A 19,897-nucleotide genomic window follows, 5' to 3' on the forward strand; every position below is an offset into this window, starting at 1 on the left:
CCAATTCGACTTTCGGCGCAGCGCGGTTGCGAGTAGTGTCTACGTGCCCGTATTCCGGCCGCCCCCCGGGTCCGACCGATACCCGGCGCTCACACCACGACACTGAACACTGGAGATCTGCGATGAAACGTTCGAAGTTCCTGCTGTCGGGCCTGCTGCTCGCGTCCGCACTCGGCTTCACGGCCGTCGCCGCGCACGCGGACGACCTGCTCGATTCCGTGAAGAAAGCCGGCGTGCTGCGCGTCGGCCTCGAAGGCACGTATCCGCCGTTCAACTCGCGCGGCACGTCCGGCCAGCTCGAGGGCTTCGACGTCGACGTCGCGAACGCGGTCGCCGGCAAGCTCGGCGTGAAGACGCAATTCATCCCGACCGAATGGAGCGGCATCATCGCCGGTCTGCAGGCCGGCAAGTTCGACGTGATCGTCAACCAGGTCACGATCACGCCGCAGCGCAAGGAAGTGCTCGACTTCAGCGAGCCGTACACGTACTCGGCCGCGCAGCTGATCCAGCGCAAGGACGACACGCGCAACTTCAAGTCGCTCGAGGACTTCAAGGGCAAGAAGCTCGGCGTGACGCTCGGCACCAACTACGACCAGATGGCGCGCACCGTGCCCGGCATCGAGGTGCAGACGTACCCGGGCGCGCCGGAGAAGCTGCGCGACCTCGCCGCGGGCCGCATCGAGGCGACGCTCGACGACCGCCTGATGCTTCCTTACATGATCAAGACGTCGAACCTGCCGCTGCGCTCGGGGGCGGTGCTGAACGGCGGCAAGCAGGAAATGGCGATCCCGTTCCGCAAGGGCAACCCGAAGTTCGAGAAGGCGATCAACGACGCGCTCGAGTCGCTGCGCAAGGACGGTACGCTGAAGAAGATCTCGACGCACTGGTTCGGCAGCGACGTGACGGTGCCGGTTGCGCAGTAAGCGGTTCGCCGCGCTTTCAATGCGTCACGTTCTTCGCTGCGGCGAAGGCGTGACGCTCGGCTGCATTCTTCTCTCCTCTCCCTCTGCTGTTTCTCTTTTCCGTCAGGCCGCCTCGTCGAAGCGGGCAAGCAGCATCTGGCCGATCGGCGTCAGCGCCGGGCGCGCCGCTATCTCATTCACGCGTACCTGCGTGTCGTCGACCAGCCGCTTTTCGACGAGCACGGCAAAGGCCGGGTTCGCGAGGTCGACACTGTCGGGCGCACGCGCAATGCGCAGCAGCATAGAGAATTCATGCGGACTCAACATGGTCCATGTCTCCTGATCGTACGCGATGCAGTTCGATCGGCGTCGATCGCGTTTTCGAATGGAATGGATGCGGCAGAAGCCAATGCGCTGGCGGGAGCGAGATCCCGGGTGACCCTGCGCGACGCGGGCACGGCGTCGGATGCTGTCACGCACACCCCGATCGCGAAAATGCTGCCGCGCCGGGAAGGTGCAACGTTAGAGGTGCAGCGTGACGCGGGCGTGACAAGAAAAGGGGGATAACGATGGCGCTCGCGACATCGCGGCGCGCGGCCCCATGAATAAAAAAGGGGTTACGGAAAACTCCGTAACCCCTTTTCGGATTTGGTGCGGCTGCAGGATCAACAATCTTTATCCAATCAATTGATTCAAAACGAAAATGGAATCGACGATTGGAGCACAAACCCCCAAACATACCCCCAATCGGTTGAGCCCATGCGGACGAGGCCATCGAGCGAGAAATTGTGGCGTAAGTCGCCGATCGCCGGCCGCCCGAACAGAAAACTTCTGGAGATTTGGAGATATACGCTCAATTCACCCCGGAAGCCTTACTGGTCAAGGGTCCGACTATCTCCAAGTGTATCTCCAAAACACTCATTTACTTGGAGACAAAGTTGGAGATAGCCGGCAAATACGTCGCATGACGCCAGCCGTGTCGAGAAGCACCCTACGGTCTGGAACGCTGCGCGCAAAGAAACTCCCCTGCCGCAGCCCTCCCCGATGCAACGGCAAAAGCTGGCCGAGTGTTCAATGAAAAGTGACTTTGCACGGTCAAAAATTGCACCGCGCCATTCACCTGCGAAGCCTCCCGGCAACTTTGACAGGGTAGTTACCCTTATTCGGTGCGTGCTACAGTCCTCGCAAAATTTCAACAGAGGATTCGGCATGAGTTCTGCGTTCATTCGGGAAGGCGATACGACTTCGCACGGTGGCCGGGTACTCGCCTGCACGTCGACCAACATCGTATTCGGGAAGCCGCTGGCGCTCGAAGGTGACATGGTGTCGTGCCCGAAGTGCGGCGGCGTCTATCCGATCATTGGCGTTCGGGTGCGCAGCATGACGTTCGGTGGGCGGGCCGTGGCGACCGATGGGGACAAGACGGCGTGCGGCGCAACGCTGATCGCATCGCAAGGTCAGGCGACGGTAGAACCGACGTCCGGCACGGGCGGCTCGATCGGCGCGGGTAAAAGCGTGCTTGCGCAAAACGTCGCGCAGGACGATGGCGCGTATCGCGGACGCTTCCAGCTCGTCGACGACAGGACGCGCGAACCGATCGCGAACCACCCGTACACGGTGACGTCGGCGGACGGCAAGACGGTCCAAGGCACGACCGACGCGAGCGGCCACACTGATTGGATCAGCAGTCACCAAGCTGCATCGCTGTCGTTCCATCAGCCCGGGAGCGATGCATGACCGGCCCCTACTCCCCAGGGTCGTCTACTGGGGGCTCGAGCACCGGTGGCCAGACAACGCAGGTTGGATTAAGCGCCTCCAAACTCTCCCCGAAGGATCGGAAAGTTCTGTGTCACACGTTCTGCGAGTGCCGTCGGATCGGCGTCGCGACGAAAGCCGGAACAATCCAGCGGCAGCGCTGCGTCGAAATGCGCCTCGGGCTACCCAATGAGGTGTCGAAGATGCAGACGGGCGTTCCAACGGAATACCGGCCGGAACAACCGTACGATATGACGACGAATCCACCGCAGCCGATCATGGACTACGACGATCCGCTGGAGCCCAATTCGGGCATTCGCCAGTGGATCAAGGATGTGTGGCCCAGCAAGGGCAGGAAATACGAGAAAGGCGACGTCCGCCGCCCTGACGTCGTCATCGTGAACGACCCGTCGAAACCTCCGGAGCAATCTAATATCAAGACCGTCGTGGAAATGAAATTCCCCGGCGATCGATACGGCCCTGATCAGGAAGACGACTACATCGAAATCGCGGGCGGCCCGTCGAAGTTTGTTCACCTCGGCGCGGCTGATTGCGGATGCGGCGACGACGACGGCCAGAAGGAAGCTTCGCGCTCGAAGCAATCCGCGCGACAATCCGAGCTTGACGACTTGTTCGGCGGCAATAGCACCGCGCCCGGAGGCCCACCGCTCCCGACCGCGCCCTCATTGCCGCCACCTGCATTCCCGCTCCCGCTTTGACGCCATGACGAACGACGAAATTGAAGCTTGGGCCAAAGATCCGCGCCGTGCGGACACCATGCCTTTCGGGCTTTACGAGCCCGCGCACCAAAAAGGGATTACGGGTGCCGCCCTTGTAGTGCGGGGCGTGCTTTACTTCCGCAACGGTTTCACGTCGGAGGTTCGGCAAGCGCTGATGCGCTGCTTCAAGCAGTACAACGCGGCGATCGAGGAATATCAACACGCGCTCGAAGTGGCGGCCGGCCAGACGCCGTCGAAGTCCGGGCCCCTGCGCTGGTTCTATTCCGAGGGAGAGGAACCGATCCAGTACGACAAGTCTCCGGGATTCGAAAGTCTCGCGACGAGCGTCCCCGCCGACGAGGCCCTTGCGGTCGCGATCACCAGCGCCGAGCACAAGCTCGCGACCGGGTTCTATGAATTCACGGTGTTCGCGCTTAGCGAAAAGAAGGCTGCACGGAAACGCGGTCTCGACGGACTGGTCTTCACGGTACCGCGTGCGTTTATCGCCCACCGCCCCGGCGTGTTCGAGGCGATGTTCCGCGCGTTCGCAGAAGCGTTGCCGATAGTTAGCGGTCACGGCGGGCTGGCCGTGAACGTGCCTCCAATGGGGCGGCGACCAAACGAAGCCAGCGAGTATTTCTACGCGCGCCGTTTCGGGCCTGGCATCGACGTCGGCGATCCAATGCGCTCCACCATTCGTAAGCTTTACACGAAGATCAAGACCGTTGACTGGCTCAACGCGCTCGATGCGGACTTGGTCGCGGCTGTCGGTGGCGCATCGGCACTCGGACTCCCGCCGGATTGGTTCGCCCGTATTCCCCTGGGGAACGGGGGCTTGATTATTCAGGCCGGTGTCGCGCCGCAGTCCGGCGTATCCAATGGACCAGGCATTCCCGTATCTCCACCCGCCGCGTACGTCATTCTGAACCACGCGCTGCGGCCGATCATCGCGGATGAGGTCGATACGCTGCAAGACGGGACACTGGACAGTACCGCGCCCCTGCTAAATACGGTCGTAGCAACCGAAGGTTGGCTGCGTCGGTTCAACGTACAGGATGATCAACTCAACGGCTTCTGGGTCGAGCTACATAAGACGCCGAAGCTGAGCGGCGAAACTGCCTGATGTCGAGACCGAAGAGCGGCACGTGATCGACCATACGCAACAACGAGCCAAATGCTTTCAGGGGGCACCTCCAGCCCCACTGCCGCCGGTCGCGCCGTCGAGCACTCACGGGCCGATAGTGGGGGATTCGGTCTATCGGCAAAAACCGTCAATCAGAATTAGAAGGGGATTTCCTCGCCCAAGTCAATTTCTGGCTCCGGGCGTCCCTTCAAAATCCAAGATGCTACCCACCGGTCGGTTGCAGTCATCGCGGGATGCTTTAATAGCGGATTGATAAAATTTTTGCGTTCATCTCCGGACAACGCAGATAACGCATACCCGTACCGGCAGGAGTACATCCCCGGCCACGGGAAATTCATGGTCTATCGCGTGCTGCCGTCGATCTTCACGCTTGAGCTGTGAAATGCACCGCCGCCGTCCGGGAGGGCGGTGGCGGGCATTCCTTTGCGCGGCATTCTTGGCCCGTGCTTCAAAGTTACTTTGAGCGATACGCTCCAGACGGAACCGGGCGGGCGGCTGCCACGAATCTTGCCGCAGCCGTAACAATCCAGCCCGGTTTATCTCCAGTATCTCCAGCGTTCTCCAAATCGTTTGGAGACACGCGAAGCCTCACCCCACAAGGCTTTGCGGCCGATTCAGGCGTTTATCTCCAAATCTCCAACTCGTTTTGCAGTGAGCGGGCAGGCGTCGACCGTCTGCGTCGACCGCGAAGCTAGACAGGGCACGGCTCTCCGGGATTTGACGGGCATCAGAGACGTGTTTTCGAGGGGGGTGTCCGCGATGCGCCCCGATCGGGCATTGTTGCGCCGGCCGCAAGTGTCGGTGTGGCCGGAAAGCGGGGGACCCTGCGTCTAGGGCAAAGACGCGGGGGCTCACACCCGCGTATTTTCTCTACCCCCGACACGCCAAAGGGGGTCATATTCATACCGAAATGCAGGGGACCGGCAGTGCGGTGCCAACTCTGAAAAATCGGTGGGAGGTGCGCAGCAAGGGGGTCATACGCGTGGCGGCACGAGTCTAGCTTGCCGCCGCGATCGGGATGATCTTCGCCCCACCCTGTTTGTCGAGATAGTCCGCCCACCACTGCATCATGCGATGGCGCTCGGACAGATACTCGGCGTGGTTGTATGCCGCCCGCACGCCGTCCTGCTCCGAGTGGGCGAGCTGACGCTCGATCCAGTCGGAATTGAAGCCCTTCTCGTTCAAGATCGTTGAGGCGAGACCACGGAACCCATGCCCGGTCATGCGACTGCGATAGCCCATCCGGTATAGCGCGTACAGGATTGTGTTCTCGCTCATCTGCTGCAACGGTCTACGGCTGTTCGGGAACAGCCAGCGACGGTGGCCCGTCAGCGCGCGTAGCTCGGAAAGCAGCGCGATCGTTTGGTCAGCGAGCGGCACGATATGCACGCGGCGCATCTTCATCTTCTCAGCCGGAATTCGCCACTCTCGGCGCTCCACGTCAATCTCCGCCCACTCCGCCTGCCGCAGTTCGATGGTGCGAACGAACGTCAATGCCAGGAATCTCAGAGCGAGCCGAGTCTCCGGCTCGCCCTCATAGGCAGCGATAGAGCGTAGTAGCTCCGGCAGCTCGCTTTCGCCGACTCGCGCCATATGCTTGACGGGCACCGCCTTCAATGCGCCTCGCAGGTCCGGCGACGGATCTCGCTCGGCACGGCTCGTTGCAACGGCATAGCGAAAGACTTGGCCGCATGTCTGCAACGTCTTGCGCGCCGTCTCGAACGCCTCTCGACCTTCGATTCGTCGAATGACCGCGAGCAAATCCGGTGCGCCGATCGAAGAAATCGGACGCTGGCCGATCAGGGGAAACACCTCGCGATCGAGCTGTTTCTTGACTCGGTTCGCGTGCGAAGCGCTCCATGTCGCTTGCTGCGCCTCATACCACTCCAGCGCGACGGCCTCGAAGGTGTTCTGTGCGGCAATGGCGCGAGTCTGCTTCTCGACGTCACGCTCGAACGCTGGGTTCTTCCCTTCCGCTAACAGCCGCTTCGCTTCGTCACGCCTCGACCGAGCATCAGCGAGCGACGTCGCGGGATAGTCGCCGAACGTCAGCAGGTTTTCTTTGCCATTGAACCGGTATTTGAGCCGCCATTTCTTCGAACCACTGGAGCGCAGATCGAGATACAGGCCGCCGCCGTCGAAGAGTTTGTTTCCCCCGGCCTCATCGAATCTAGCGTTACGGCACTTGGCGTCGGTAAGAGGTTTGGTTTTCATTGTTCGTCGAGGGTACGGCATACCCCCAAATCCCGGAAGTCATACCCCGAATCTTACCCCCAAATTTTGGGGATGCCCCGGCCTCTCACGGGACGTCCTGAAACAAAAAACCCGCGTCAGCGCTAGGCTGGACGCGGGTTTTGGGACTTCCGGGTACTACTTGAAACTAGTGTTTGGTGCCGGCTGCAGGACTCGAACCCGCCACCTGATGATTACAAATCAACTGCTCTACCAGATGAGCTAAGCCGGCGTAGCGCGAGATTCTACCTCATTTCACGATCTTGAGGCGAGGTCTGCTGCCGCCTTTCGAGCCGTCGCCGTCGGTTTTCGGCGGTTCGTCGGCCCCTTCGGACGGCTCCTCGTTCGCGCCGCTGTCGGCGACCGGCGCCAACGGCGATGCCGACTCGTCACGCTGCGCGTCATCGGCCGGCACGGCGTCATCGTCGAACGCGCCCGAATCCTCGCCTTCGCCCGCGACCGCATCGACCTGGAACGCCATGCCCTGCCCGTTCTCGCGCGCATAGATCGCGAGCACGTTGGCCACCGGAATCTCGATCTTGTGCGCCTTCCCGGAGAACCGGGCCGTGAACTCGATCCACTCGTTGCCCATCTGCAACTGGCTCGTCGCCTCGAAGCTGATGTTGAGCACGATCTCGCCGTCACGCACGAACTGACGCGGCACGCGCGTCGAGTTGTCGACCCTCACCGCGATATGCGGCGTGTAACCGTTATCGGTGCACCACTCGTACAACGCGCGCAGCAGATAAGGCTTCGTTGAAATCTCTTGCATCACAATCCTCGAACCCGGAGCGGGCGCGCGGCACGCCGCGCCACCCGCTCCGTCATGCCTTCATTGCAACATTAACGACGCATGACCTTTTCGGACGGCGTCAGTGCTTCGATGTAGGCCGGACGGCTGAAGATCCGTTCGGCATACTTCATCAGCGGCGCGGCGTTCTTCGACAGCTCGATGCCGTAGTGATCCAGGCGCCACAGCAGCGGTGCGATCGCGACGTCGAGCATCGAGAACTCTTCGCCGAGCATGTACTTGTTCTTCACGAAGATCGGCGCGAGCTGCGTCAGGCGATCGCGGATCGCGAGGCGTGCCTTCTCGTGATTCTTCTCCGCCGCCTTGCCCTTCTCGTTCTCGAGCGTGCTGACGTGGACGAACAGTTCCTTCTCGAAATTGAGCAGGAACAGGCGCGCACGTGCGCGCTGCACCGGGTCGGCCGGCATCAGTTGCGGATGCGGGAAGCGCTCGTCGATGTACTCGTTGATGATGTTCGATTCGTACAGGATCAGGTCGCGCTCGACCAGGATCGGCACCTGACCGTACGGGTTCATCACCGAAATGTCTTCCGGCTTGTTGAACAGGTCGACGTCACGGATTTCGAAGTCCATGCCCTTCTCGAACAGCACCAGCCGGCAACGCTGGGAGAACGGGCAAGTTGTGCCGGAATACAGAACCATCATATTTGCGTTTCCTCAAAAAAGCCGAGGGCCGGCACGCGGCGCAACCCCTTTCACGGGTTCCGCCTTGCGCCGGCCCCACGCCGGTCAGGCGTGTTTACTTGATATCTTTCCAGTACGCGGCATTGAGCCGCCAGGCCAGGAAAGTCAGGACACCGAGAAAGACTAGCACCCACACGCCGAGGCGTTTGCGGGTCTGCTGGGCCGGCTCGGACATCCATGTCATATAGGCCACCAGGTCGGCCACCGCAGCATCGTAGTCGGGCGACGAGAGCGTCCCCGGCGTGACCTGCTGGAAGCCGACGAGCGTGTGGACCTTCTCGCCCGTCTCCTCGTCCGTCTTGTCTTCGAATTTGGCTACGCGCTGCCCCTGCAGCTGCCACAACACATGGGGCATGCCGACGTTCTCGAACACCGCGTTGTTCCAGCCGGTCGGCCGCGTATCGTCGCGGTAGAAGCTCCGCAGATACGTATACAGCCAGTCGCGGCCGCGCGCACGCTCCTCGACCGACAGGTCGGGCGGCATGGTGCCGAGCCAGTTCTTCGCGTCGTCGGGCCGCATCGCAACGGACATCGTGTTCCCGACCTTGTCGGTCGTGAACAGGAGATTCGTTTCGATCTCCTTCTGGGATATGCCCAGATCCGTCAGACGGTTGTAGCGCATCAGGTTCGCGCTGTGGCAGTTCAGGCAATAGTTTACAAACAATTGCGCGCCGTGCTGAAGCGAAACGAGATTTTCCGTGTTATCGGGCGCCCGGTCGAGCGGAAAATTACCTTCCGCCCGCACGGCCGGCGCCGCCAGCAGCGCACAGGCGGTCGCCCCGATCAGCGCGAGTGTCGAAAGCAGTTTCTTCATGTCGTTCTCTCCTCGCTCACGTTAATGGGGCTTGAAGCGCACCCGTTCCGGCGGCTGCTTGAACGTGCCAAGCGGCGTCCAGACGGGCATGCCGAGGAAGAACGCGAAGTAGATCAACGCACAGGCCTGCGCGATCAGCGTCGCCGCCGGCGAGGGCGGCCGCGTGCCGAGGAACGCGAGGGTCAGGAACGCCGCGACGAAGATCCCGAGGAACACCTTGTGGAACAGCGGCCGGTAGCGGATCGACTTCACCGGGCTGCGGTCGAGCCACGGCAGGAAGAACAGCGTGATTACCGCCGAGCCCATCACGACGACGCCCCAAAACTTCGACTCCGTCAGGTACATGAACACGACGATCGCGGCGGCCAGCACCGGCAGCCCGATCTTCCACTTGCCGCGCGCGCGGATCAGCGCGAGCACGCCGAGCAGCGCGATCACGATCATCAGCACGATCTTGAACGGGTCGGTGGTCGCGCGCAGCATCGCGTAGAACGCGGTGAAGTACCAGACCGGCGCGATCTCCGGCGGCGTCTGCAGCGGGTTCGCCGGGACGAAGTTGTTCGCCTCGAGGAAGTAGCCGCCCATTTCCGGCGAGAAGAACACGATCAGCGCGAACACCATCAGGAACACGCACACGCCGAGGAAATCGTGCACCGAATAGTACGGATGGAACGGGATGCCGTCGAGCGGGATGCCGTTCTCGTCCTTCTTCGCCTTGATTTCGATGCCGTCCGGGTTATTCGACCCGACTTCGTGCAGCGCGACCAGGTGCGCGACGACGAGCCCGACCAGCACGAGCGGAATCGCGATCACGTGGAACGCGAAGAAGCGGTTCAGCGTGACGTCGGACACGACGTAGTCGCCGCGAATCCACAGCGACAGGTCCGGGCCGACGAACGGGATCGCCGAGAACAGGTTCACGATCACCTGCGCGCCCCAGAACGACATCTGGCCCCATGGGAGCAGGTAGCCGAAGAACGCCTCGGCCATCAGGCAGAGGAAGATCGCGCAGCCGAAGATCCATACGAGCTCGCGCGGCTTGCGGTACGACCCGTACAGCAGCCCGCGGAACATGTGCAGGTAGACGACCACGAAGAACATCGATGCACCGGTCGAGTGCATGTAGCGGATCAGCCAGCCCCACGGCACCTCGCGCATGATGTACTCGACCGACGCGAACGCGAGCGTCGAGTCGGGCTTGTAGTTCATCGTCAGGAAGATGCCCGTGACGATCTGGTTGACGAGCACCAGCAGCGCGAGGGAGCCGAAGAAGTACCAGAAGTTGAAGTTCTTCGGCGCGTAGTACTCGGATACGTGCTTCTTCCAGGTGGACGTGAGCGGGAAGCGCTGGTCGATCCAGCCGGTGAAACCTGTCGTGGAGACTTCCTTGTTGTCGGCGGCCATCACGCTTCTCCTTTCTCGTCCTTGCCGATCACGAGGGTCGTCGCCGACGTGAACATGTAGGGCGGGATGTCGAGATTCTGAGGCGCCGGCTTGTTCTTGAACACGCGGCCGGCGAGGTCGTAGGTCGAACCGTGGCACGGGCACAGGAAACCGCCCGGCCAGTCGTCCGGCAGGTTCGGCTGCGGACCCGGCGTGAAGCGTTGGCTAGGCGTGCAGCCGAGGTGCGTACACACGGCCATCACGACGAGAATGTTCTTGCGGTCGGCCCGCGCCCGATATTCGTTCGCGCAATACGCGGGCAACGGCATCGAATACGGGGATTTGCTGGTCGGATCGGCCACTTCCTTGTCGGCCTTGACCACATCGGCCAGCATCGAATCGGTGCGATTCAGGATCCAGACGGGTTTGCCGCGCCACGGCACGGTGACCATTTCGCCGGGCTTCAGGCCGCTGATATCGATCTCGACCGGCGCACCGGCCGCTTTCGCTTTCGCGGACGGCGCAAGCGACGCCGCGAAAGGTATGACGGTGGCTACGCCTCCCACGCCACCTGCTACGGATGTCGCAATCAGCCAGGTACGGCGGCCGCTGTCGACGCGTTTCTCTTCCTTGTCTCGCATCACACGCCCCACTTCTGAGTTGGATTTTCCGTCACGACTTTCGATTCCGCCGCTAGTGTGCGCGAATGGAGTCGCCATTTACAAGGCCCGGAGATGAAAATCCCTTCGAAGTGTTTGATAGTTAAGGGTTATCCCCCACTATCGGAGCGATTAAATCATTTCACTTTTAAGCAGACGCTACATTGCGAAATTTCGATGCACCGCCGCAAATCCGTCGCTCAGACCGGATTATGAATATCGATAAAAAGGTGTTCGAGATCGAATTCTTCGGACAAGTGGCGGCCAAGCGCCTGGATTCCGTAGCGCTCGGTCGCATGGTGCCCTGCCGCAACGAACGCGACGCCGCTCTCCGCCGCCGCGTGCGTGGTCGACTCGGACACCTCGCCGGTCAGGAACACGTCCGCGCCGGCGTCGATCGCCGCGTCGAAATAGCTCTGCGCGGCGCCCGTGCACCACGCGATGCGGCGCAACTGCGTGTCCGCATCGCCGAGCACGAGCGGCGTGCGGCCGAGCGTGCGCTCGACCTTCGCGACGAAGTGCTCGAGCGTCACGGGCATCGGCAGCGTCGCCATCCAGCCGAGATCGCCTTCGCCGAACCGCTGCTCGCCGATCAGGCCGAGCTTCTCGCCGAGCTGCGCGTTGTTGCCGAACTCGGGATGCGCGTCGAGCGGCAGGTGAAACGCGAACAGGTTCAGGTCGTTCGCGAGCAGCAGCTTCAAGCGCTGATACTTGCGGCCGGTGATCTGCGGCGCCTCGTTGCGCCAGAAATAGCCGTGATGAACGAGCACCGCATCCGCCCCCCATTCGAGCGCGGCTTCGAGGAACGCGACCGACGCCGTCACGCCGGTGGCGATCTTCTCGATCTTGCGGCGCCCTTCGACCTGGAGGCCGTTCGGGCAATAGTCCTTGAAGCGCGCGGTTTCAAGGGTATTGTTCAAGTACAATTCGAGTTCGATCCGATCCATATAAACCTCTAATCCATTCAGATGCTTAGACGCTTCTGGCTGTTCTTCGCGCAGGCGGTGACCGTACTGCTCGCGCTGATGTTCATCGTCGTGACGCTCAAGCCGCAATGGCTGCAACGGCAAGGACAGCTCGGCAAGCAGCTCGCCACGCCGATCGTCGCGCTGCGCGAAGTCGCGCCGGGCATCGGCGGCGCACCGGCGACCACGTCGTATGCCGAAGCCGCGCAGAAGGCGATGCCGGCCGTCGTCAACGTGTTCTCGAGCAAGGACGGCTCGCTGCCGCCCGACCCGCGCGCGAAGGATCCGCTGTTCCGCTACTTCTTCGGCGACCGCAACGCCCGCAAGCAGCAGGACGAGCCGGCCGCCAACCTCGGCTCCGGCGTCATCGTGAGCCCTGAAGGTTACATTCTAACGAACCAGCACGTCGTGGACGGCGCCGACCAGATCGAAGTCGCGCTCGCCGATGGCCGCACGGCCACCGCGAAGGTGATCGGCATCGATCCCGAAACCGACCTGGCCGTGCTGAAGATCAACATGACGGACCTGCCGACGATCACGCTCGGCCGTTCGGACCAGTCGCGCGTCGGCGACGTCGTGCTCGCGATCGGCAACCCGTTCGGCGTCGGCCAGACGGTCACGATGGGGATCATCAGCGCGCTCGGCCGCAATCACCTCGGCATCAACACGTTCGAGAACTTCATCCAGACCGACGCGCCGATCAACCCCGGCAATTCGGGCGGCGCGCTGGTCGACGTGAACGGCAACCTGCTCGGCATCAACACGGCGATCTACTCGCGCTCGGGCGGCTCGCTCGGCATCGGCTTCGCGATCCCCGTGTCGACCGCGCGCACGGTGCTCGAAAGCATCATCACGACGGGCTCGGTCACGCGCGGCTGGATCGGCGTGGAGCCGCAGGACGTCACGCCGGAAATCGCCGAGTCGTTCGGGCTCCAGCAGAAGTCGGGCGCGATCGTCGCGGGCGTGCTGCAGGGCGGCCCGGCCGACAAGGCCGGCATCAAGCCGGGCGACATCCTCGTGAGCGTGAACGGCGACGAAATCACCGACACGACGAAGCTGCTGAACACCGTCGCGCAAATCAAGCCAGGCACGTCGACCAAGGTGCACGTCGTGCGCAAGGGCAAGCAGTTCGACGTGAACGTCGTGATCGGCAAGCGCCCGCCGCCGCCGAAGCAGACGCTCGACGAGCAGGACAGCGATAGCGAATGAGGGTCGGCGGGCGGCGCGCCGCCTGCCGGTCGCGACGCGACGCAACAAGACGCGGAAATGAAAAAGGGCAGCCGACCGGCTGCCCTTTTGCTTTGCTTCAAACGATGTCTGGTGCCGGGAAGGCGGCTTTGCCATGCGCTGGCTAGCGGCCAACCGCGGTACCGGGCCACTCCGGCCTGACCGGAAAGCCGCCCGGCGCCGCGCCGTCAACCCGCGGCTTCGCCGTTCCCCGCCTCGCCTTCTTCTACCGGCTTCTTCGGCACGAAGAACCGCGCGGCCAGCAGCCCGATCTCGAACAGCACGACCAGCGGCAGCGCCAGCATCAATTGCGAGAACACGTCCGGCGGGGTGACGACCGCCGCGACCACGAATGCGCCGACGATCACGTAGGGTCGCATCTCCTTCAGCTTCTTCAGGGACAGCACGCCCATCCGGACCAGCAGCACGACGACGATCGGCACCTCGAACGTGACCCCGAACGCGATGAACATCCCCAGCACGAAGCTCAGGTAGTTGTCGATGTCGGTCGTCATCTCGGCCCCGAGCGGCGCGTTGTAGTGCGCCATCACGCGGAAGATCGTCGGGAACACGAGGAAATACGCGAATGCCATCCCGCACAGGAACAGGAAGTAGCTGCTGCCGACGAGCGGCATGACGAGCTTCTTCTCGTGCTGGTACAGCCCTGGCGCGACGAACGCCCAGATCTGGTACAGCACGATCGGCAGCGCGATCACGAGCGCGACGAGCATCGTGACCTTCATCGGCACGAAGAACGAGCCGGTGACGTCGGTGACGATCATCTTGCCGTCTTTCGGCAAGTTCTCCATCAACGGCCGCGCGAGCAGCCGGAAGATGTCGGGCGCCCAGTAGACGAGCCCGAGGAACACGACGATCACGGCCAGCCCCGCGCGAATGATGCGATCGCGAAGCTCGACGAGATGGGAAATGAAGGTTTCTTCCGGGGCGTCGCCCGGGTTCTGCTGGGGGTCGCTCACACCGGCCCTCGGTAGGATTGACGAGCGAGCATGCGCTCGACTCAGAAGAAGCGCGTCGGCCGGCGCAGGCTGGCCGGCTGGTGGCGCGCGACACGCGCGGCGCCCGACTGCACGTGCGTGCGGCGGGTCGTCGTGCGCTTGTACCAGACAGGCGTCGCCGCCTGCTTGATGCGCCAGTTGCGACGCTTCGGCGCAAGCGCGGCCGAACTGCCGCGCCACGACGGCGCCGCGGGCGTATCGGAGCCGACGGAACCGGCGTCGCCGGAAGCCCCGTCAAGACCGCCGACCGCGGAATGCCACGTGTCGTTCAGTTCCTTCTCGTGCTCGCGCAGGTTGTCGTGAATCGTCGTCTCGACGTTGCGCGCGGCCGACTCGAAATCGGTCTTCATCGTCCGCAGCGCGTCGAGTTCGATTTCGCGCGAGACCTCGGCCTTCACGTCGTTGATGTACCGCTGCGCGCGGCCGAACAGTGCACCTGCCGTACGCGCGACGCGCGGCAGGCGCTCGGGGCCGAGCACCACGAGCGCGACGACGCCGATCAGCGCCATCTTCGAAAGACCGAGATCCAGCATCGTGAATGTCTGTCAGCGTGCCGGCGTTACGCCTTGTTCGAGTCGGAACGCGTCGTTTCCTTCGCGTCGACGTCGACCGAGCCCGAGCGCGGCAGGTGCTGCGCATCCTGCGCAGGCGCCTCGCCATCCTTCATGCCGTCCTTGAAACCCTTCACGGCGCTGCCGAGGTCGCCGCCGATGTTGCGCAGCTTCTTCGTACCGAAAACCAGCGCGACGATCAGCAGCACGATCAGCCAGTGCCAAATGCTCAATCCACCCATGATGAAACTCTCCTCAACCACGCCGCCGTGCGGCGCAAATCGCCGGCGACGCGCCGGCTTCGACTATCGGATGCGGGGAAACGCCCCGCGTCGTCAACCCATCCGCTGCCACGGGCGCGGGCCGGCCAGGATATGCGCGTGCAGGTGGTAGACCTCCTGCCCGCCGCCCGGGCCCGTGTTGATCACCGTGCGAAAACCGGTTTCGCCGCCCGTGTATGCGACGCCCAACTGATCGGCCAGACGCGCGACGAGCAGCATCAGCCGGCCGAGCATCGGCGCATCGGCGTCGCTCGCCGCCGATAGCGTCGGCACGTGCTGGCGCGGAATCACGAGCACGTGGGTCTCGGCCGCCGGGCGGATGTCGCGGAACGCGACGAATTCGTCGTCCTCGTGCACCTTCGTGCTCGGGATCTCGCCTGCCGCGATCTTGCAGAACAGGCAATTCGGATCGTGACTCATGTTGCTCCTGCAAACGCCCGCGCGTGGCCGGTCAGAACCACGCCTGCGGATCGAGCGTCTTGTTGTCGTTCAGGTACAGCCAACCCTTGATGATACGGTACAGCGTCCAGATCCACGTGACAAACATGATGACGAACCCAACCACCACGAACATCAGCGCGAAGCCGATCACGTAGGCGATCAGCGCGCGCCAGAACGTGCGGATCTGCCACTCGAAGTGATCGGCATACGGCGTGCCGGCCACATCGCCGCGCTTCACGTAGTTGATGATGATCGCGATGATGCCCGTGACGCCGCCCGTCAGCCAGTGAATCGCATAGAGGCCGTACAGCACGTGGGTCAGCGTGCGCAGCCCGTTCAGGCGTTCGGCATCCGCTGCGCCCGGCACCGTCGGCGTCGGAAACTGGTTCGACGTATCGTTCATGATGCTACCCCCGTTAGATGACAATTCTTACAGCTTACCGCACTGTTGCCACCGCGGCGGGGCCTGCCTGTCACCCGCCGTTTTCCTCGCGCTCGCGACGCTTGCGCAGCGCCTTTTCCTCGATGCCCGACAAGCCTTCGCGGCGCTCGAGTTCGGCGATCACGTCGGCCGGGCTCAGGTCGAAATGCGACAGCATCACGAGGCAGTGGAACCACAGGTCGGCCACCTCGCCGACGAGCGCGGTCGGCGCGCCGCCCTGGCGCACGTCCTTCGCGGCCAGCACGACTTCCGTCGCCTCTTCGCCGATCTTCTTCAGCACCGCGTCGTCGCCCTTGTGGAACAGGCGCGAAACGTACGATTGATCGGGATCGCCGCCCTTGCGGCTATCGATCACGGCCGCGAGGCGCAGCAGCGTGTCTTCGGTCGATTGCGTCATTTGTAGATGTGTTCGGGGTCTTTCAGCACCGGCTCGACCGCGACCCAGTCGCCGCTGTCCACCGTACCTTCGAATTTCTGGAAGAAGCACGAATGCCGGCCGGTGTGGCAGGCAATGCCCGACACCTGCTCGACCTTCAGCAGCACGACGTCCTCGTCGCAGTCGAGCCGCACCTCGTGCACGTGCTGCACGTGGCCCGACTCCTCGCCCTTGAACCACAGGCGCTTGCGCGAGCGCGAATAGTAGACCGCGCGCCGAGTCTCGATCGTCTTCGCCAGTGCCTCGCGGTTCATCCACGCGAACATCAGCACGTCGTTCGTCGACGCTTCCTGCGCGATCACCGGCACGAGGCCGTTGTCGTCCCAGCGGACCTTGTCGAGCCACGCGGGCAGGGATTTCGTTTCGGTATTCATCACAGCCTCACCGGGATGCCCTGATCGGACATGAAGCGCTTCGCCTCGCCGACCGTGTGCTCGCCGTAGTGGAAGATGCTCGCGGCCAGCACCGCGTCGGCGCGGCCGTCCTTGATGCCGTCCGCGAGATCCTGCAGGCAGCCGACGCCGCCCGACGCGATCACCGGCACCGGCACCGCGTCCGACACGCCGCGCGTGAGCGCGAGGTCGAAGCCCGACTTCGTGCCGTCGCGGTCCATGCTCGTGAGCAGGATCTCGCCCGCGCCGAGCTCGGCCATCCTGCGCGCCCATTCGATCGCGTCGAGGCCCGTGTTCTTGCGGCCGCCGTGCGTGAACACTTCCCAGCGCGGCGTCTCGCCGTCGGCCGACACGCGCTTCGCATCGATCGCGACGACGATGCACTGCGAGCCGTACTTGTCGGCCGCGTCGCGCACGAGCTGCGGATTCGCGACCGCCGACGAGTTCATGCTGACCTTGTCCGCGCCCGCGTTCAGCAGGCGCCGCACGTCCTCGACGGCGCGCACGCCGCCGCCGACGGTCAGCGGAATGAACACCTGCGACGCCACGGCTTCGATGATCGGCAGGATCAGGTCGCGCTGGTCGGAGGTCGCGGTGATGTCGAGGAAGGTCAGTTCGTCGGCACCCTGGTCGTCATAGCGGCGGGCGATTTCGACGGGGTCGCCGGCGTCGCGCAGCTCGACGAAATTGACGCCCTTGACGACACGCCCGGCAGTCACGTCCAGGCAGGGGATGATGCGTTTAGCTAGAGCCATGATGTTGCGCCAAATGCCGCGCTGGGACGGCCGGTTGCGGAAGCCTCGCGCGAGGCTTCCGGTCGGGGCCGCCCGCAGGCGGCCCCGGCGAACGGGGCAACCGCGGTTACGCGTTGTCGAGTTCGCCGTTCAGTTCGTCCGCGCGTTTTTGCGCGGCCGCGAAATCGAGATCGCCGGAGTAGATCGCACGGCCGCAGATCACGCCTTCGACGCCGTGCTCTTCCACTTCGCACAGGCTCTCGATGTCCGTGAGGTTCGACAGGCCGCCGCTGGCGATCACCGGGATGCCGACTGCCTGCGCGAGCTTCACGGTCGCGTCGATGTTGATGCCCTGCAGCATCCCGTCGCGGCCGATGTCCGTGTAGACGATCGATTCGACGCCGTAGTCCTCGAACTTCTTCGCGAGATCGATCACTTCGTGGCCGGTCAGCTTGCTCCAGCCGTCGGTCGCGACCTTGCCGTCCTTCGCGTCCAGCCCGACGATGATGCTGCCGGAGAACGCGGTGCACGCGTCCTGCAGAAAGCCCGGATTCTTCACGGCGGCGGTGCCGATGATCACGTAGGACAGGCCGGCGTCGAGATACTTCTCGATCGTCTCGAGGCTGCGGATGCCGCCGCCGAGCTGTACGGGGATTTCATCGCCGACTTCGTCGAGGATCGCTTCGATCGCCTCGAGATTCTTCGGCTTGCCGGCGAATGCGCCGTTCAGGTCGACGAGATGGAGCCGCCGGGCGCCGAGATCGACCCACTTGCGGGCCATCGCCGCCGGGTCCTCGGAGAAAATCGTGGCCTGGTCCATATCGCCCTGTTTGAGGCGCACACACTGACCGTCTTTGAGGTCGATGGCCGGAATCAGCAACATAGCAATCGGGTGTCGTCGTGGAAAATGAAAAGAATCCGGCGCGTACCGGCCAAACCGGTGCCGCGCCGTCTCGCTAGTTTAGTACAACTCTTTCGGCGCTTAGGCGTGCGAGCCCGGCAAGACGGGCCTTCCAGGCCCGTCGACTGTGGCTCGCGCACCACGTTTACGGCTTCCAGTGTACGAAGTTGCGATACAGACGCAACCCGACCTCCGCGCTTTTCTCGGGGTGGAATTGGGTCGCGAAGAGATTGTCCCGCGCGACCGCGGACGTAAACGGCGCGCCGTAGGCCGTTTCGCCAACCGTGTGCGCCGGGTTGTCCGGCGTTACGTAATAGCTGTGCACGAAGTAGAAATACGCGTCGTCGGGCACGCCGTCCCACAGCGGGTGCGGCTGCGCCTGGCGCACGCGGTTCCAGCCCATCTGCGGCACCTTGAAGCGCGAGCCGTCGTCCTGCAGCCGGCCGTCGAGCGCGAAGCGCACGACCTTGCCGGGCAGGAGGCCCAGGCCCTTCGTGTCGCCTTCCGCGCTCCAGTCGAACAGCATCTGCTCGCCGACGCACACGCCGAGCAGCGGCTTCGTGCGCGACGCCTCGATCACGGCCTCCTGCAGGCCCGATTCGCCGAGGCAGCGCATGCAGTCGGGCATCGCGCCCTGGCCGGGCAGCACGACGCGGTCGGCCGCGCGAATCGCGGCCGGCGTGTCGACGATCGCCACGTCGGCGGCCGGTTCGGCCTTCTTGAGCGCCTGCGCGACCGAGCGCAGGTTGCCCATCCCATAATCCACAATCGCAATCGAAGTTTTCATCTCAGTGCAGGCAGTAGCGCCCTCAGTCCATTGACGATGAATTCCACCGCCAGCGCCGACAGCATCAAACCCATCAGCCGCGTGGCGATGTTGATGCCGGTGCGGCCGATCCAGTTCGCGATCGGCTCGGCAAGCCGCATCGCGAAGAAACACAGCAGAGCCAGAGCCGCGCCGATCGCGACGAGCCCGGCTCGCTCATACCAGTGATGCGAGTTCGCCGCATAGATGATCACCGTGCTGATCGAGCCGGGGCCCGTGAGCAGCGGGATCGCCAGCGGCACGACCGCGATGTTGTCCTTCAGCTCGGCCTCGTGGCGCTCTTCCGGCGTCGATCGCGTGTTGCCGATCTGCGCGTTCAGCATGTTGATCGCCATCAGCAGCATGATGATCCCGCCGCCCACTTCGAGCGAGCCGACCGAAATGCCGAAGAAGTCGATGATCTGCTGCCCGAGCAGCGTCGTCACCGTGATCACGCAGAACACCGACACCGACGCGATCCGGATCGTGCGGCGCCGCTCGACGTCCGTCTGCTGCGCCGTCAGGCTCAGGAAGAACGGCACCGCGCCGACCGGATTGATCAGCGCGAGCAGCGAAATGAACGATTTGAGCAGATCCATCGCAA

The 19,897-nt window shown here is 63.4% G+C and carries 24 protein-coding genes and 1 tRNA gene; 5 read left to right on the top strand and 20 right to left on the bottom strand.

Annotated features, from left to right (window positions below):
- Nucleotides 1-122: 122 nt before the first annotated feature.
- On the top strand, nucleotides 123-923 hold the full coding sequence (locus tag HWX03_RS30200) for a cystine ABC transporter substrate-binding protein (RefSeq protein ID WP_175873798.1): 801 nt from the start codon (nucleotides 123-125) through the stop codon (nucleotides 921-923).
- Nucleotides 924-1,025: 102 nt separating this feature from the next.
- Here HWX03_RS30200 and HWX03_RS30205 read toward each other — a convergent pair whose 3' ends face one another.
- Complete coding sequence (locus HWX03_RS30205) at nucleotides 1,026-1,229, bottom strand: hypothetical protein (RefSeq protein WP_089466519.1); 204 nt, start codon at nucleotides 1,227-1,229, stop codon at nucleotides 1,026-1,028.
- 882 nt (nucleotides 1,230-2,111) lie between these two features.
- Between HWX03_RS30205 and HWX03_RS30210 the strand changes: the two genes are divergently transcribed.
- Genes HWX03_RS30210 through HWX03_RS30220 form a run of 3 tightly spaced genes read left to right on the top strand, consistent with a single transcriptional unit; the run spans nucleotide 2,112 to nucleotide 4,499 of the window.
- On the top strand, nucleotides 2,112-2,639 hold the full coding sequence (locus HWX03_RS30210) for a PAAR domain-containing protein (protein WP_175873832.1): 528 nt from the start codon (nucleotides 2,112-2,114) through the stop codon (nucleotides 2,637-2,639).
- Nucleotides 2,636-3,376, top strand: a complete 741-nt coding sequence (locus HWX03_RS30215; protein WP_059456335.1) for a VRR-NUC domain-containing protein — start codon at nucleotides 2,636-2,638, stop codon at nucleotides 3,374-3,376. The genes HWX03_RS30210 and HWX03_RS30215 overlap by 4 nt, the downstream gene beginning before the upstream one ends.
- A gap of 4 nt (nucleotides 3,377-3,380) precedes the next feature.
- Nucleotides 3,381-4,499: a DUF3396 domain-containing protein gene (locus HWX03_RS30220; RefSeq protein ID WP_175873799.1), complete on the top strand. Its 1,119-nt coding sequence runs from the start codon at nucleotides 3,381-3,383 to the stop codon at nucleotides 4,497-4,499.
- Nucleotides 4,500-5,516: 1,017 nt separating this feature from the next.
- Here the strand turns inward: HWX03_RS30220 and HWX03_RS30225 are convergent.
- The 8 genes from HWX03_RS30225 to HWX03_RS30260 form a co-directional block, all read right to left on the bottom strand.
- The gene (locus HWX03_RS30225; RefSeq protein ID WP_175873800.1) at nucleotides 5,517-6,734 is read right to left on the bottom strand and encodes an integrase arm-type DNA-binding domain-containing protein; all 1,218 of its coding nucleotides are present in this window, start codon (nucleotides 6,732-6,734) and stop codon (nucleotides 5,517-5,519) included.
- Between the two features lie 174 nt (nucleotides 6,735-6,908).
- Nucleotides 6,909-6,984 (bottom strand) — tRNA-Thr (locus tag HWX03_RS30230).
- An 18-nt stretch (nucleotides 6,985-7,002) separates the two neighbouring features.
- Nucleotides 7,003-7,524: a ClpXP protease specificity-enhancing factor gene (locus HWX03_RS30235; RefSeq protein ID WP_174431350.1), complete on the bottom strand. Its 522-nt coding sequence runs from the start codon at nucleotides 7,522-7,524 to the stop codon at nucleotides 7,003-7,005.
- Nucleotides 7,525-7,595: 71 nt separating this feature from the next.
- Nucleotides 7,596-8,207 carry a glutathione S-transferase N-terminal domain-containing protein gene (locus HWX03_RS30240; protein WP_006400565.1) on the bottom strand — a complete coding sequence of 204 codons (612 nt, stop codon included), beginning with the start codon at nucleotides 8,205-8,207 and terminating at the stop codon, nucleotides 7,596-7,598.
- A 94-nt stretch (nucleotides 8,208-8,301) separates the two neighbouring features.
- Complete coding sequence (locus tag HWX03_RS30245; protein ID WP_175823975.1) at nucleotides 8,302-9,060, bottom strand: cytochrome c1; 759 nt, start codon at nucleotides 9,058-9,060, stop codon at nucleotides 8,302-8,304.
- 21 nt (nucleotides 9,061-9,081) lie between these two features.
- Nucleotides 9,082-10,464, bottom strand: a complete 1,383-nt coding sequence (locus tag HWX03_RS30250; protein ID WP_175873801.1) for a cytochrome bc complex cytochrome b subunit — start codon at nucleotides 10,462-10,464, stop codon at nucleotides 9,082-9,084.
- Entirely contained in the window at nucleotides 10,464-11,084 is a 621-nt protein-coding gene (petA, locus tag HWX03_RS30255) for a ubiquinol-cytochrome c reductase iron-sulfur subunit (RefSeq protein ID WP_124614659.1), read from the bottom strand. Before petA ends, HWX03_RS30250 begins: the two co-directional genes overlap by 1 nt.
- 218 nt (nucleotides 11,085-11,302) lie before the next feature.
- Nucleotides 11,303-12,049, bottom strand: coding sequence for a Nif3-like dinuclear metal center hexameric protein (locus tag HWX03_RS30260; RefSeq protein WP_175823973.1), 747 nt, complete (start codon nucleotides 12,047-12,049; stop codon nucleotides 11,303-11,305).
- Nucleotides 12,050-12,070: 21 nt separating this feature from the next.
- Here HWX03_RS30260 and HWX03_RS30265 point away from each other — a divergent pair, with 21 nt between their 5' ends.
- Nucleotides 12,071-13,276 carry a Do family serine endopeptidase gene (locus HWX03_RS30265; protein ID WP_174431354.1) on the top strand — a complete coding sequence of 402 codons (1,206 nt, stop codon included), beginning with the start codon at nucleotides 12,071-12,073 and terminating at the stop codon, nucleotides 13,274-13,276.
- 206 nt (nucleotides 13,277-13,482) lie between these two features.
- Here HWX03_RS30265 and tatC read toward each other — a convergent pair whose 3' ends face one another.
- From tatC to HWX03_RS30320, 11 genes are all read right to left on the bottom strand, one after another.
- The gene (gene tatC, locus HWX03_RS30270; RefSeq protein WP_174387958.1) at nucleotides 13,483-14,271 is read right to left on the bottom strand and encodes a twin-arginine translocase subunit TatC; all 789 of its coding nucleotides are present in this window, start codon (nucleotides 14,269-14,271) and stop codon (nucleotides 13,483-13,485) included.
- A 41-nt stretch (nucleotides 14,272-14,312) separates the two neighbouring features.
- A complete protein-coding gene (gene tatB / locus HWX03_RS30275) occupies nucleotides 14,313-14,843 on the bottom strand; it encodes a Sec-independent protein translocase protein TatB (RefSeq protein WP_175823972.1) in 531 nt (176 codons plus the stop codon).
- 26 nt (nucleotides 14,844-14,869) lie between these two features.
- Entirely contained in the window at nucleotides 14,870-15,103 is a 234-nt protein-coding gene (gene tatA / locus HWX03_RS30280) for a Sec-independent protein translocase subunit TatA (protein ID WP_174387956.1), read from the bottom strand.
- 93 nt (nucleotides 15,104-15,196) lie between these two features.
- Nucleotides 15,197-15,562 (bottom strand): histidine triad nucleotide-binding protein, encoded by a 366-nt coding sequence (locus HWX03_RS30285; RefSeq protein ID WP_174431356.1) that lies wholly within the window; start codon nucleotides 15,560-15,562, stop codon nucleotides 15,197-15,199.
- A gap of 31 nt (nucleotides 15,563-15,593) precedes the next feature.
- On the bottom strand, nucleotides 15,594-15,986 hold the full coding sequence (locus HWX03_RS30290; protein WP_175823971.1) for a hypothetical protein: 393 nt from the start codon (nucleotides 15,984-15,986) through the stop codon (nucleotides 15,594-15,596).
- Nucleotides 15,987-16,056: 70 nt separating this feature from the next.
- A complete protein-coding gene (locus HWX03_RS30295; protein WP_006485344.1) occupies nucleotides 16,057-16,422 on the bottom strand; it encodes a phosphoribosyl-ATP diphosphatase in 366 nt (121 codons plus the stop codon).
- On the bottom strand, nucleotides 16,419-16,835 hold the full coding sequence (gene hisI, locus HWX03_RS30300) for a phosphoribosyl-AMP cyclohydrolase (RefSeq protein WP_175873802.1): 417 nt from the start codon (nucleotides 16,833-16,835) through the stop codon (nucleotides 16,419-16,421). The genes HWX03_RS30295 and hisI overlap by 4 nt, the downstream gene beginning before the upstream one ends.
- Entirely contained in the window at nucleotides 16,835-17,608 is a 774-nt protein-coding gene (hisF, locus tag HWX03_RS30305) for an imidazole glycerol phosphate synthase subunit HisF (protein ID WP_175823969.1), read from the bottom strand. Before hisF ends, hisI begins: the two co-directional genes overlap by 1 nt.
- 106 nt (nucleotides 17,609-17,714) lie before the next feature.
- Nucleotides 17,715-18,470: a 1-(5-phosphoribosyl)-5-[(5-phosphoribosylamino)methylideneamino]imidazole-4-carboxamide isomerase gene (gene hisA, locus HWX03_RS30310; protein WP_006477123.1), complete on the bottom strand. Its 756-nt coding sequence runs from the start codon at nucleotides 18,468-18,470 to the stop codon at nucleotides 17,715-17,717.
- A 163-nt stretch (nucleotides 18,471-18,633) separates the two neighbouring features.
- On the bottom strand, nucleotides 18,634-19,275 hold the full coding sequence (gene hisH, locus HWX03_RS30315; protein WP_089430509.1) for an imidazole glycerol phosphate synthase subunit HisH: 642 nt from the start codon (nucleotides 19,273-19,275) through the stop codon (nucleotides 18,634-18,636).
- Complete coding sequence (locus HWX03_RS30320) at nucleotides 19,272-19,892, bottom strand: MarC family protein (protein WP_174431359.1); 621 nt, start codon at nucleotides 19,890-19,892, stop codon at nucleotides 19,272-19,274. Before HWX03_RS30320 ends, hisH begins: the two co-directional genes overlap by 4 nt.
- Between the last annotated feature and the right edge of the window lie 5 nt (nucleotides 19,893-19,897).

The organism is Burkholderia sp. BCC0397 (assembly GCF_902832865.1).
Classification (GTDB): Bacteria; Pseudomonadota; Gammaproteobacteria; order Burkholderiales; family Burkholderiaceae; genus Burkholderia.